The organism is Bradyrhizobium sp. USDA 4516, assembly GCF_054055915.1.
In genome coordinates this window covers 2,053,348-2,067,020 of the sequence record NZ_JBSRXT010000001.1, presented here as the reverse complement: position 1 = coordinate 2,067,020, position 13,673 = coordinate 2,053,348, and the positions used below count along the sequence as shown (strand labels likewise).

Below are 13,673 nucleotides of genomic sequence, written 5' to 3'. Positions count from 1 at the left end.
TTCGACGAGCTTGCGGATATCGTAAACGCCCTGCCATGACAAACACCGGCCCGATACATTCAACGGCCAATGTACGGCACTGCTAGAGATCGTTGCCGTTCGGATGATCATCCGTTTTTCGAGCTGGCAGCTTTCCTCGCCAGCAGGTGCCGCACAATCACCGCCGTAGCTGAGTTATGGGAAATTGTAATCCTGATGTGACAGCGAACGGCCACCATGCACTGAAAGCGTTAGGTAGGTTCAGTCAGAAATCGCCGATATCGACCATCCGGACCGCAGCGCAACACGGGAGACTGTTTGATGCAAGATTACGTTTTGGGGCATTCGAAGCGGGAGCTTCGCCGGTTGATGCTGCAGGCAGACAACCTGCGCCCGATCACGACGCGGCTACTTCGCGAGATCGGGTTGGCTCCAGGCATGCGAGTCGTCGACCTCGGTTGCGGAGCAGGGGATGTGGCCATGCTCGCAGCTGAAATTGTCGGAGCGTGCGGAGCCGTCGTCGCGATCGATCGTAATGCCGCTGCGATCGCAATGGCGCGTGACCGGGCGCGCGCCGCTGGTCATGCAAATATCGAGTTCGTGGAAGGCGATGCCTCCGAAATGATTGGTCCTGGAAACTTCGACTTGGCTATCGGTCGCTATGTCTTGGTGCACCAGAGCGACCCGGTGGCACTGATCCGCGCAGCGGTCACTCATCTGCGGCCGGGGGGCGTAGTTGCCTTCCATGAGGTGTTCCTTCTCGGGACGTGGTGGTCCTTTCCCATGGTGCCGTTGTGGGAGAATACCGGCGACCTCATCTCTAAGACGTTTCGCTCGGTTGTCACGTACCCGGATGCCGGTGCTCGTATGGTGGAGTTGTTCCACAAAGCAGGGGTTAGATCGCCGCGCTTGTTTTCGGAGACCCCGGTGGGAGGCAGCCCTGATTCGCCTCTTTACGCATGGGCGGCAGAGACCTTGCGCACGCTGTTGCCGAGAGCTGAGGAAATAGGCCTTGCCGCACCCGGCGAGATCGATATCGACAGACTTGAGATCCACCTGCGTCAAGCGGTGACCGGAGCCCATGCTCAGATCGGCTTTGCTCATCAGCATTGCGGCTGGTCGCGCGTCTGACGGCGCCTGTCCATTGATGGACTAGTTGTGCGAGACCTCCGCGATCGATGCGCTTTCGGTACGCCCCGTATGGTCGGTTGATCTCGCTGATAAGACCTGGTCCGCAACTCGCCTCGGCATACGAACGATGCCGAGCGGACGCGGAAGCATTCTCCGCAGCTATGAAAACCATATTCGCCGCGCATTGGACGATTTCGTTGCGGACTGCGACAATTGGGCAGTTGAGACGCAGATTTCATCGAGCAACGCTGAGGTGCCCGGAACGAACTATGGCGGGCGGAAACGCCGGCCTGCCGGAGCACTGGACTTTAAGCCAGGATCAAGGCTTCTCACTCGTTGAGGTCCGCGGGCGTGGCATTCAAGTGTTGAGACCGCGCATGACATCATTCGGCCCGGAAGGCCGCTCCGACGTCACTTGCCTCCTCGTCGACGACGATCATGATTTGCGCAACTTGATGACGAACTATCTGGGAGAATATGGCGTCCGCGTGGTCTGCGCCTCTCGGCCGCGCGAAGTGGCGCCGTTGCTTGTAAGAATTCAACCCGATCTGATCTTGCTTGATTTGCAGCTCGGGCAAGAATGTGGCCTCGATCTCCTTCGCGAACTTCGCGCTCTATCCAGTATACCCATCATTATCATTACTGGACGCCTCCGGGACGAAGCCGATCGAGTCGTTGGGCTAGAGCTAGGAGCTGATGACTACATCAACAAGCCGTTTAGCTTGAGGGAATTGCTGGCTCGTATCCGCGCTGTCTTGAGAGGCCGTGAGGCTGGATTGACCAAGCGGCGGAGCCGAAATGAAGCGGGCCACCTTTGCTTCGGCGGATGGAGGCTCGAACGGCGGACACGCCGTCTCACCAATCCGCGCGGTGACCCGGTCGCCCTCACCAAGGGCGAATATGCGCTGTTGCGGGCATTTCTTGAGGCGCCGCAAAGGCCCCTTTCACGCGAATATCTGCTGCAGGCTACACGTGTCCACGACCACGCATTTGTCCGCAGCATCGACATGCAAGTCATGCGCTTGCGCCGAAAGCTCGGGGACGCGGAGCACGGCCGCTCCATCATTCGCGCCGAACGCGGTGTCGGCTACGTCTTCACTCTTTCCGTGGAGGCTTCATGATACTGGAGGTCAGCCCTTGCCGGCGCAAATTTCACGAAAAAGGCCTGGATGAACTTCTTCCTAAATTGCGGGAGCTGAAAATGAGTTCGATACCATGGCCTCCGACCTCATCGGTTATACCCGCCATGCCCGCCCGAAGAGATTTGAACGGAGAGATCTTGGCCTGCGCGTCATTCATCAACTGAATGAACGGTTCGCGGCCTAGACGCTCGCGCTCGAAGGAGACCGCGACAAAATTCAGTGACGCGAGCCTATCGGTCAGCGGTCGCGGATTTTGTACACTTCATGACTGCCTGAATGCTGCGCGCCAACTCTGTAAGGCGAAAAGGCTTGCGGATGATCGGAAATTCATCCACGGCATTATGCCGTTGCAACGCATCTCTCGCGTATCCCGATGTGAGCAGTATCTTGATGCCATGCCGCAGTCGCCGCGCGTCGCGTGCAAGCTCAACTCCGCTCATGCCGTTTGGCATCACGATATCTGTAAGCAATAATTCAAACTCCTGGTCGCTTTGCAACATTCGAAGCGCTTCCGCTCCGCTACGGGCGCAAGAAACCTGATACCCGCGCATGGTCAGCATTTCCGACGTGACCTCGAGAATATCCTTGTTGTCGTCGACCAACAGGATGCGTTCCGAGCCGGACGTTATCAATTGAGCCGGTTTGACGTCTTCCTCGACTTCAGCTTTCTGCGCTGCTTTAGGCAAATACAACGAAATCGTGGTTCCCTCTCCAGGCGCGCTTTCAATCGCGACATGTCCTCCGGATTGTCGGACAAAGCCATAGACCATGCTGAGACCAAGCCCGGTTCCCTTGCCAACCTCCTTGGTCGTGAAAAACGGTTCAAACACCCGATCCTGGACTTCCGGAGGTATGCCGCACCCTGTGTCGGTTACGGATAGCCTGACGTAGGGTCCCGCCACGCACCCCGTCAGGGCACCTTCTTCTACAACGATGTTTCGGGTCTCAATCTGGAGCGCGCCGCCATCGGGCATGGCATCGCGTGCGTTCAGCACCAAGTTGAGCAGAGCGGTTTCTAGCAGCGATGGATCAACATAGCATAGCCACAATTGATCATCGGTCCTAAGCTTGACTTCGTATCCCGCTCCGACCGCCTGACGAACGAGATCTTGAAACTCTGAAATGCGCTGGCCGGCATTGAACACCTTTGGATTCAGTGTTTGGCGCCTTGAAAACGCCAAGAGCTGTGCTGTCAGTTTTGTCCCACGGTCAATCGCACGCTGCGCGGCAGCGGCGTACTTGCGGACCTTGCGGACATCCGTAGCCGTCTCGACGAGTTCGAGATTCCCGGAAACGACCGTGAGCAGATTGTTGAAATCGTGCGCGACACCGCCAGTAAGCTGACCGACGGACTCCATCTTCTGGCTCTGGTGGAGCTGTTCCTCCATCTGGTGTCGAGCCTCCAATGCATGCTTGTGCTCGGTGATGTCGCGGAGAAAAATCGCGAAGCCTTGGCTTGAAGGGAACGCATTGATTGCGTACCAGATATTTCGACGTGGGCAGTACACTTCGACGAATGCCGGCTGTTGCTCTGAAGTCTTCTCTTCGATTTGTTGCAAGACTTCAATTTGGCGATCGTCTTGAAACGCCTCGAACAGTGTCTTGCCGATGATATCATGGCCCTCGGCGATCGACGCCCAGGCCGGCCCGTTAAGGTACTGAATGCACCAGTCCCGATCGACGATGAGCACGCTGTCATTCGTGCTTTCAAAGATGGTCGTGATCCGAGCGGCGGCTTCTTCGGCCGCATCCTTCGCTTTGGACAATTCCCTCTCGCGGCACTCTAACGCATCAGCCATAGTGTTGAACGCGTCGGCAACTAGCGCGATTTCCCCATCTGCGCCAATGTCCACACGTCGGGAAAACTCGCCCCGTCGCCATTGGTTTGCGGCATCCACCAACCGTCCAAGCGGTCGGTGGATAAACTGTCGGGCGCCTAATGATGCGAGCGCCAACACCAGCGTAGTGCTCAATAGGATGAGAAGGATATCTCGCAGCGTCTCACGTTGGATCTCGGTGAAAGCCTGCGCCTTATCGAGACCGAAGCTGATCACGAATCCGCCAGACTCGTCCTCGAGGACGGCGCGGCTTTGAATTCGCTCAATACCATCGACGTCGACAATATCGACCGCGTCGCGGCCGTCCATCATCAGATGCTTGAACCCGGGCATCTTCATTCCGACAAACCGGTCGTTATCGGGATAGCGAGCGAGGTAGGTGCCGTTGCGGTCTGTGACGGCGAGCGCGGACCCTGTCGAAGCCTTTCGAGCGACGTAGTCGCCAAGCCAGTCCAGACCGAGACTCGCAATGATGACGCCGCCCATACTCCGGTTGTCGTCGTAGAACGGCAGTGCAAACTGTATAACGTTTCGGTCGGACGATAGGCCTATCGAAAACTCACCGACCGTAAAAGCGCCGGTTGCGAGTGCGCGGGTGAAGTATGAGCGCTTGGCAACGGCAACCTGCTTGCCGTCAGTGTGACAAAAGCTAAGCCCGTTCAAGTCGGTTACGATAATGGTAATGAATGCCGGAAACCGCTGCTTTATCGCGCTGAGATAAGCAATGCATCGCGAACTATCCCTCGACTTGATTGATGGGAGTTCCGACAGCGCGATCAAGACCTGGCGAATTCCCTGGACGATTTGTTGCTGGTCCGCGGCCGCAAGCTTGGCGAGGCTAAGCGCATGGTCCTGCACGTCGAACTGGCGCGCACGCCGTCGATCGAATTCGTTGTATCCCTGTATCGCGATCGCCGGCAAAAGTGCAACTGCCACCAGCACGAACAGTCTTGACAGAAGAGTCACTTCCGATCTGGCCCCAACCCGAGGAATCTCGTTTGGACAGAGGCGATTGCTGTGCCGCTTAAGGGAGCAGCAGTCGGTGACCACCCTCCATGCGCGAGGCTCCCGAACTCAGACGGGTTGGGCCGACAGCTCCAAAAGGCGCGCGCCGCGCGCGCATAAGTCGCCTGCACAATTTCGCTGCTTATTCTGAGGTCGTAGCCGACGCGTTGTATGAGCTGGTACTCCCCGGAAGAGCTGGAAAGGCTGAGACCATCTCAGTCTTCATCTCATGCCAATTCGTCCTGGGCACGCTAGTGTCGAATTGCGCGACAGTATGAGGCGACAAGCGGTCACAGCATGGTTTCAACGCGGATGAAGCGCGTTACAATTGTGATAGTTTCGCTGGCTTACAGTCGCTATAGCGATTTGTCGGCTCACCGATGGAGCTCCAGGCAAGGGATTCGTCTGAGGGGCATTGGTCAAATCGGTCAAGCATATCGTCGAAGCCTTTGGGTCGACGCTGGCACTAGCCACTGGTAGCGGGATTAATGAGCCGCGCTAACGCGCGGTCTGTCGCGACGAACGTCGATCAACGATCCCAATTCATCAATGTCACGCATCGTTTCGATCGAGTGAACCGACGCCACTAATCTAAACACCTTATGCCGCGACCGCCTGGCTATCGTTTCGATAGCTGGAGGTGATTGGACGGTCTGCGCTTCGCGACATATGTCCAAGCGAAGAAGCATGATCAAAGAGAAATGCTCGCGAAGCTTGAGGGACTCGTCACATCAACCGGTCTATGCGGCCGGCGCTACTTCGAAGACCACCAGGACAGCCAGCTAGGCGATCTGACGTCCGAGCATGAGATTAAGGAGAAGCTGCTATGAACCACGCAATGTCGCCAGCCCTCAGCTTTGGTGTCTTTGATCATTTGGATCACGCAGGCGGCAACCTTCGCCAGCAGTATAACGACCGACTAGAAATCGCTTCAGCTTGCGATGAGGCTGGCTTTCGCTCCTATCACGTCGCCGAACATCATGGCACGCCACACGGCCTGGCCGCTTCACCCAACCTGTTCTTGTCCGCCGTGGCGCAACGTACAAGCAGGCTGAGGGTCGGGCCATTGGTCATGTTGTTGAATCTGTATCATCCGTTGCGTGCATTTGAAGAGATCTGCATGCTGGATCAGCTGAGTGGGGGCAGACTCGACCTTGGTATCGGCCGCGGCGGCGTCCCGCTCGAACTGTCGTTTTTTGGCGTTGCGATCGCTGAGGCGCAAGATCGCTACAACGAGGCAGTCGAAATCGTTATCAAAGCGATGAAAGCGGACGCCCTTACGTATAGCGGCCGTCATTTCAGCATCCCTGACGTGCCGATCACGCTCTCACCGATCCAAAAGCCGCATCCGCCGCTATGGTATGGGACGACGAAGCCGGAAACGGCTCGATGGGCGGCCCAGAATTCGATCAACATCGCGTGCGTCGGAACGAGCAGCGCAATTCGGTCAATCACGGATGAGTACCGCGCGCATTGGATAGCGCGACCAACGCAGAAGATGCCATTGCTCGGCATGGTTCGCATTGTCGTGATAGCCGAGTCGGACGTTGAGGCAAATGCTCTTGCAGCTCCCGCCTACGCGCAATGGTTCGAGACATTTACCTTCCTTTCGCGAACTCGCAATTTGCCCCTACCGCCGAATCTGCCGAAGTCCTTTGAAGAGGCACAGGAGGAGGGGTTCTGCTTGGTCGGATCGCCATCCACCGTGCGAGAGGCGCTCGAGGAGCAAGCCGTTGAGGCGGGGGCTACGTACTTGATGTGCCAACTCGCGTTCGGAAATTTGCCGCTTGCGGCATCGCTCCAAACGATCGCGGCTTTGCGATCGACCATCATTCCCGATTTCTTGCGGCATCCGTCAGACGCGCAAGGGGAGGGTCATTGAAGGCGATGGCCCGCGCCGCAGGTAATGCATTAGGACATTGGCTCATTGAGCAGTGAGGATCAGCAGCTCCATCGCCTTCGAAATCGGTTGCGGGACTAATTGATCGTAGCTATTCGCGCGGGCTTTGACAGAACAGGCTTGCCTGCCAGTCGTTTCCAGAGGGCAGGTCAAGCGTCGGCGATGAGTGAGGCGATGTCCTCGAGCGGTCGCCCGCTGAAATCATTCGGGAGCTCACCTATGATCTTTCCCTTCAGGTCGCCGTGGAAATGCTTGCGCATCTTACCTAGGGTCCTTTGGTCGGAGACAACGACCAGGTGTTCTATGGTCCCGTCCAAGCAGAGCTTGTTCAGGAATGCGGCCGTGATCGCCGCGAAGTCGTCTTCGACGAGCCGCCTGCCCTGGAAGTTGACAACGCCGACGTGAGCCCGTGCACTCGAGCTGGTGGGGAACCGGACAGGCGAAGCCGCCGTAATCTCGACCAAGTGTACCCCGGGTTTCACGCCTGTATTGTGGAACATGCGAATCGTCTTGCCGTCAGCGACTGCTACTGTCGTACCGATAGGTAGAATCATCGAAAGATCTCCTCTTCAGGATGCGACAGCTACGACACTTGCTTGCCCGACAAGTGGTCTGTATTGCGGTCGACCGGACGGTCGAGACGACCAAGCGGATCACGGGCTTACTTGTCGAAGTGGTCTCCAGAGTTGTTCGCCGGCCAAGAGGGCGTCATGGCCGTTGCTGGGCTTACAACGTAAAATACTCCGCCGTTGGATGACGGCCTGTACGCGATCTCCGTGCCGAAGATAGCGCCTTGGAGCGGAGCTGTGTGCACGCGCGGGAGGAAGAGACGTACCTGCGTGCCGGCACCCCGCTCGCTCTTAATACAGATCGTGCCGCCCCGTCCTTCAGCGAAGCGCCGGATCTGGGTGAGCCCGCGGCCCGTGCCGCCTTCGGCCTCTGTCGTGAAATACGGGGCCGGCAAGAGGGCCTTCTCGGGCGTGCCGTCACCGTCGCCGGCGACGACGATCTCGACGAATCTCCAGGCCGCGTCGGCGGAGGGCTCGACGTTATGTGCCGTGACCGATATCGTGCCGCCCCTTGGCATGGCATTGGCCGAGTTTCGGCAAAGATCCAGCAAAGCGAAGTACAGCTCCTCCGGGTCGGCATTGAAGGCCCACAAGTCAGGGGCGATGTCGATGCGGACCGCGATGTCCGCGGGCAACGTCCAGTAAAGCGTGCCTGCGATCGCTGCGAGGCGAATGCCTGAGACAAACCCGTCGATCGGCTTCGGGCATGGTTGCTCGGCGTCGAGCGGCCGGCTGGACAACGCGCCTTGTGCAATCTCCTCCTGCATTTTGCCAAGAACGGCCTTTCGGTGTGCGGCGTCGCTCTGGCCCTCCAGTAGCAACGAGCCGCTGTCGATCACGACAAGGAGGTTGTTGATGTTGTGGACCAGGAGCTGCGTCGGCTCCGTTATGGCGCGCATCCCATTTCGCCTGCGAGGAGCGACCACACCGCGCGCGTCGGAGGTCGCGCCGGTATGGCATAAAATCCCGGACACCTCGCCATCGGACCCGACGAGCGGGATCTCCACGTACTTGGAGGCGATGAGACCGCAACCGCAGTCACGGGTGCCTCGCACCCTTGCGCTAAACGCACACTTTACTCCGAGCGCGACGCCAGCGCTGTCCACGAGCACGACCACATCCTCTAGCGGCGGGACTTCGACAGAGCTGGGCAATGAAACGCCGATTGTCTCTTTGATCTGCATATCGGACCTCTGACCTGCGATCTTTCAGGGGAACAGCGACTTGCCCGTCTGGACGCGAACTTCATGCCTGGAGACTGAGTTCATGACGGACGAAAGGAAAATCACCTCTCGCCATGAAGTCGATAGCCGAGCGTTATCGGATTGACTGAAAGGCCGGTGACTAGCTGCAGCGGAGGCGCGCCGGTTACCCAGCGAGACTTGCCGAGCGGAACTCCTTGCGACGCCCAATCGGCGTGCGGTGACCTCATGGGCGAGACAGGTTGCTGAAGCAGCCGCTTGGTGCACGCCGGCCCGATGCTGAACGCCTGCGGCCATCATAACGCCCGGCTATCGACTTTATGGCGTGACGTCACTTCCCATTCGCCGCAGGCAATTCGATGCTTCAACCATATTGCGCTTGGCCGGCGCGTAACATCGAGATCGGGTACGTCGAAGCGTTCCAGGAGCCAGATACGATCATGTTTTCTGTGATTTTCGAGATCCGCCCGAATGATGGGAATTGGGATGAATACCTTGACAATGCCAAGATGCTGTGCCCCGAACTGCAGCGCGTCCAGGGCTTCGTCGACAACATCGGCTACAAGAGCCTGATCCGCGACGGGTGGTTCCTTTCGCTTTCGAGCTGGCGGGACGAGAAGTCACTTGTCCGCTGGCGGACCAACATGCGCCACCGCGAAGTCCAGCAGAAGAGCCGCGACGAAATCCTCGCGGACTACCACTTGCGCGTTGGTGAGATCACAGCCGACAACCAGTTGCCTGCGGGATACGTTCTGACCGAGCAGCGGCTCGACGAGACTGAGGTCGGGGAGGGAACGACGGTCACGCTGATCAACGCGACTCGCCCCGCGGAATGGAAGCGGACCGACAACCCGTACGACTGCGCCGAATGGCTCGGACTGAACCCTTGGGCTGCCGACTGTATGTCCTGGGACATCTTCGATGCGGTGCTGACGCCCGGCGACCTGATTCTGCTCATATGCTGGAAGGACGCCGCTGCAGCGCGGGCCTATGAGGATGCTTTCGCGCCGATCGACAAGGCAAGAGTCCGAAGGGTCCGGATTATTCGCGACTATGGGAAATACGACCGTCGCGAGGCGCCGCAATACTACGCAGATACCAAGGGCGGTGAGACCCTTCTTGTCTGACGCGCTCCGTCGCGAAGGCGCCGTCAAGACCGGGTCCCCGCTTGGGATGGCGCCAGCCCGCCAGGCGGAGCTTCCCGGGACGCTGGCTCGCCTTGGGGACGTCCTGTTCTCGGCCGACTTCGCAGAGCGAGCCTCGGCTCTCAGAAGCTCCTGAAAGCGTGTCCGTGCGTCCAAATCAATAGGACAGGCCGTTTCAATGTGCGCATGCAAGTTGCATCTACGCCCTATGATTTGACGTGCCCGCCACGTCGTGGAGAAGGCCCGTCAGTATCGACAGCCGCACCTTGATAGAGAACGCACCCCATGGAGCTTCATCAAGTTCGCTATTTCCTCGCCGTCGCATCGACGCTCAACTTCACCCGCGCGGCCGAGCAGTGCAATGTCACGCAGCCCGCCCTAACCAAGGGGGTGCAGAAGCTCGAGCAGGAACTCGGCGGCCAGTTGATTTACCGCGAGCGTCAGCTGACGCAGCTCACCGATCTAGGAAAGGAAGTCCTTCCGATGCTGGAGCGGACGCTGGCCTCGGCAGAGGCCGTGCGTCGCCGAGCCCAGGAGTTCCAGCGCAAGGACGTCGCGCCACTGAAGATCGGCCTCGCCCCGTCTATTTCGGCCTCGCTTGTCGTCGATCCGATCGCGGAGATTGCGAAGTTCGTTCCCGGCCTCCACGTCGAGCTGCGCGAGGTCGCGACTGACAAGCTCGTCGACCTCTTGCTTGAGGGGGAGATCAGCGCGGCAATGGTCGGGGACGTGCAGGACGTGCCCGATCGTATCGACGGTTGGTCGCTGTTCGAGGAGCGCTACGTCGCGGTCCTTGCGCCGACACATCGACTGGCAAACCGTCCTTCGATCGGCATCGACGACCTCCGTGAGACCATCTTGCTGGAACGCGCCGACTGTGACGTAGCCGTGAAGATCCGGCAGTCCTATTTCCCTGAGGAACCGCCCCAACTTGGCCATTGCAGCGGTCACGACCTGCACCTTCAGCACATGGCCGCCGCCGGCTTTGGCGTGATCCTCGCGCCCGAGCACATGCCTCGCCTTCCAGCGCTCAAGACCATACCGCTCGAAGGCTCGCCGGTTTCGCGGGAGGTGCGGTTACTGGCCGTGCAGGGGCGCCGCTACTCGCCGGCGCTTGACGCTTTCGTCAAGGTCGCGCGCCTTCGCGACTGGTCATTCGAAGTCACCGACCGGGCCGGACCGAACGCAACGGTTTCGGATGTGACGAGAGCGTCCGCATGACCCACACACGCACCCAGTCGACAAACCACTTCCAACCCGTCGATCCTCAGCTTGACAACTCCCTGCCGATGCTAAGCCAAACCGACAAGACACTCGCCCGGATGCGCACCGAGTTGCTGACGACGTTCAGCGCCGCGGATTGGGAGTCATACAACCACCTCGTGGGCTGGCTCCGCGATACAGACGTGGCATCGCACGCGTTGAAGGTCGGAGACGACGCGCCGGATTTCCTTTTGCCGGACGCTGATGGCCGTCTTCACTCTTCTGAAGAGCTGCGCCGAAACGGACCCCTCGTCCTGAGCTTCTTCCGGGGCGGCTGGTGCCCGTTCTGCACCGCTGAGCTCTGTGCCCTCCAGGCCGCGAAGGATGAGTTCGAGAGCATCGGCGCGACCCTCGCGGTCGTGACGCCCGAGACGAGGGACTTTCCGCGGCAACTCAAGCGAAACCTGGGCTTGGACCTGAAAGTACTCTCCGACGTCGACTACGGCGTTGCCATGTCGTATGGCGTCCTGTTCCGGGTGCCCGACGAGACCAAGGCACACTATTCCGGCTTAGGGTTCGACTTCGGCGCACGGCACGGGTCATCAACGTGGATGTTGCCGATTCCCGCGACCTACGTGATCGACGCGGAAGGCCGGATCCGCAGCGCATTCGTCGAGCCTGACTTCACAATACGGGAAGATCCGGCGCAAATCCTGGCTTCGCTGCGCCGGGCCGCTTCGACATCCAGGTGAAGGGGGCCGAAGGTGGACAGTGACCTCCGGGACAATCCGGCAATGAGCCGGTTTGAAATGCCCCTCGGCGGCGGCTTGCTCGCAGTCGCCTACTACAAGATCGAAGACGGACGCGTCGTCCTGCTTCACACGGAGGTGCCGCAAGAGCTATCTGGCCAGGGGTACGGGTCGAGGCTGGCGCATGGCGTGTTCGAAGCCTTGCGAAGCCGCGGGAAAAGAGTGATCGCAAAGTGCCCCTTCATGTCGTTCTACGCGTCTCGGCATTCCGAGTACGGCGCACTCCTCGACGGCTGATCGTGGACGGATGGGACGCCACCGCGCAGCGCTCTTGGGCGACAATACCTTGCGCCTATCGAATACATGTCCAAAGGGAATTTCTAATTTTGTCGGCTGCGTCCGATCTTTGAGGCTGGCTAGCCAAGCGCATGCGGTCGGCTCCGCGGCGATTGAACCAGTGATTGAAACCGCGCCAAGTCAGCACGCCGCGCGGACGGCAAAGGAGACCGTCAATGAAATTCTCGAAGACTGTCGGATTGGCTGTCGCCGTCTCGCTGGTCGCCGGCACCGTGACGGCGCTCGCGCAGATCAGCGGAGCTGGGCCGGTCGGCCCGGCCGCGGACGTGGTGGATGCCGCAGGGCACCTGCGCGTGCCGGCGGACTACCGAACCCTCTACCAAGCGCTCGGCAGCTGGGCAATTGCCGCCGACAGCGGCCAGGGCTCGAAAGAAGTTCACGCCGTCTATGCATCCCCGGGTGCGATCGACGCCTATCGGAAGACGGGCCACTTCCCGGATGGTGCCGTTCTGGTGAAAGAGGTATTCGCGACTTCAACGAACGAGATGACCACGGGTACGGTGAGCCACGCCGACAAGCTCCAGGGCTGGTTCGTGATGGTCAGGGACGGCAAGGGAACGCATCCGGGCAACCCATTGTGGGGCGACGGGTGGGGGTGGTCGTGGTTCGACGCCGATAAGCCGCTCAAGACCACCTCGACGGACTACCATTCCGATTGTCAGGGGTGCCACGTGCCGGCCCAGGCCACGGACTGGATTTACGTGAATGGATACCCCGTCCTGCGTCACTAGACGACCGTATGCGTAGACCTCCGCCCGCCGCGGCATCGCTGAATTCAATGTCGAATTCCGTGCGCTTGTGCGCCAAGGCGGAAGGTCAAGCACGAATGAGCGAACGGAGTTCGGCGTGTCCTTCTCAGTGTATGACGTCACGGTCCCTGTCATGCTGCACGGACTGAACGTGATGGCCGACTATCTCGACCACGCCCAGGCGCTGGAGCGAGTCGGCGGTGTTGAACCCGGAAGGATCCTTGGCGAGCGGCTTGCGCCCGATATGCTAACTTTCGGAGAGCAGTTCCTCGTAAATTGCAACAAAGTCCATGCGCACATGGCGAAGCTGATGCAGCGCGACGCGCCAGCACGCCGTACCACCCCCATGATGTATCCGGCATTGAAGGCGCGTCTCCTCGAGACGCGCGACTTCCTGCAAAACATGCAGCCGGATGAGATTGCCGGCGCGCAGTCTCACACCTACGAGCTGACTCCGCCTATCGTGCGCGGGTGGTTCGGCGGCGACGACTATATCCGTCACCTGGTGCTGCCTGACTTCTTCTTTCACATCTCGATTGCGCACGCGATCCTTCGGTACGCCGGAGCAAAGATCGGGAAGCGCGACTACCTCGGCAATCTCAGTCAGCAGAGCGGCGGCGACTACTCGTGAAGGCAGGGCGCGGCACGGTGCTGAAGTCTTCAAAATCGCTATTCGCGGAGTTCGCATCCTGATGGGTGGTGTT

Annotated in this window: 12 protein-coding genes; 9 read left to right on the top strand and 3 right to left on the bottom strand. The window is 59.5% G+C overall.

Going from position 1 to position 13,673, the window contains the following annotated elements:
* Nucleotides 1-300 precede the first annotated feature (300 nt).
* Both ACVI1L_RS09640 and ACVI1L_RS09635 read left to right on the top strand, forming a co-directional pair.
* Nucleotides 301-1,110 carry a class I SAM-dependent methyltransferase gene (locus ACVI1L_RS09640; protein ID WP_076824849.1) on the top strand — a complete coding sequence of 270 codons (810 nt, stop codon included), beginning with the start codon at nt 301-303 and terminating at the stop codon, nt 1,108-1,110.
* A 377-nt stretch (nt 1,111-1,487) separates the two neighbouring features.
* Nucleotides 1,488-2,231, top strand: a complete 744-nt coding sequence (locus tag ACVI1L_RS09635; RefSeq protein ID WP_057015984.1) for a response regulator — start codon at nt 1,488-1,490, stop codon at nt 2,229-2,231.
* Nucleotides 2,232-2,482: 251 nt separating this feature from the next.
* Here the strand turns inward: ACVI1L_RS09635 and ACVI1L_RS09630 are convergent, their stop codons facing one another.
* Nucleotides 2,483-5,032: an ATP-binding protein gene (locus ACVI1L_RS09630; RefSeq protein ID WP_245311313.1), complete on the bottom strand. Its 2,550-nt coding sequence runs from the start codon at nt 5,030-5,032 to the stop codon at nt 2,483-2,485.
* Nucleotides 5,033-5,921: 889 nt separating this feature from the next.
* On the opposite strand from ACVI1L_RS09630, the gene ACVI1L_RS09625 reads away from it, so the two are divergent.
* Nucleotides 5,922-6,977: an LLM class flavin-dependent oxidoreductase gene (locus ACVI1L_RS09625; RefSeq protein ID WP_076824853.1), complete on the top strand. Its 1,056-nt coding sequence runs from the start codon at nt 5,922-5,924 to the stop codon at nt 6,975-6,977.
* A 167-nt stretch (nt 6,978-7,144) separates the two neighbouring features.
* On the opposite strand, the gene ACVI1L_RS09620 is transcribed toward ACVI1L_RS09625, so the two are convergent.
* Complete coding sequence (locus ACVI1L_RS09620; RefSeq protein ID WP_456782772.1) at nt 7,145-7,549, bottom strand: baeRF12 domain-containing protein; 405 nt, start codon at nt 7,547-7,549, stop codon at nt 7,145-7,147.
* A 107-nt stretch (nt 7,550-7,656) separates the two neighbouring features.
* Nucleotides 7,657-8,748 (bottom strand): ATP-binding protein, encoded by a 1,092-nt coding sequence (locus tag ACVI1L_RS09615; protein ID WP_456782771.1) that lies wholly within the window; start codon nt 8,746-8,748, stop codon nt 7,657-7,659.
* A gap of 458 nt (nt 8,749-9,206) precedes the next feature.
* On the opposite strand from ACVI1L_RS09615, the gene ACVI1L_RS09610 reads away from it, so the two are divergent.
* The 6 genes from ACVI1L_RS09610 to ACVI1L_RS09585 all read left to right on the top strand — a co-directional run bounded on the left by ACVI1L_RS09610 (nt 9,207) and on the right by ACVI1L_RS09585 (nt 13,600).
* Nucleotides 9,207-9,893, top strand: a complete 687-nt coding sequence (locus ACVI1L_RS09610; RefSeq protein ID WP_076824859.1) for an antibiotic biosynthesis monooxygenase family protein — start codon at nt 9,207-9,209, stop codon at nt 9,891-9,893.
* A gap of 303 nt (nt 9,894-10,196) precedes the next feature.
* The gene (locus ACVI1L_RS09605) at nt 10,197-11,132 is read left to right on the top strand and encodes a LysR family transcriptional regulator (RefSeq protein WP_057015983.1); all 936 of its coding nucleotides are present in this window, start codon (nt 10,197-10,199) and stop codon (nt 11,130-11,132) included.
* Nucleotides 11,129-11,866 (top strand): peroxiredoxin-like family protein, encoded by a 738-nt coding sequence (locus tag ACVI1L_RS09600; protein WP_057016341.1) that lies wholly within the window; start codon nt 11,129-11,131, stop codon nt 11,864-11,866. The genes ACVI1L_RS09605 and ACVI1L_RS09600 overlap by 4 nt, the downstream gene beginning before the upstream one ends.
* Before the next feature lie 42 nt (nt 11,867-11,908).
* Nucleotides 11,909-12,160, top strand: coding sequence for a GNAT family N-acetyltransferase (locus tag ACVI1L_RS09595; RefSeq protein WP_057016340.1), 252 nt, complete (start codon nt 11,909-11,911; stop codon nt 12,158-12,160).
* Nucleotides 12,161-12,375: 215 nt separating this feature from the next.
* Complete coding sequence (locus ACVI1L_RS09590) at nt 12,376-12,951, top strand: cytochrome P460 family protein (RefSeq protein WP_076825104.1); 576 nt, start codon at nt 12,376-12,378, stop codon at nt 12,949-12,951.
* A 115-nt stretch (nt 12,952-13,066) separates the two neighbouring features.
* Nucleotides 13,067-13,600: a DUF1993 domain-containing protein gene (locus ACVI1L_RS09585; RefSeq protein ID WP_063790068.1), complete on the top strand. Its 534-nt coding sequence runs from the start codon at nt 13,067-13,069 to the stop codon at nt 13,598-13,600.
* The last annotated feature ends 73 nt before the right edge of the window (nt 13,601-13,673 follow it).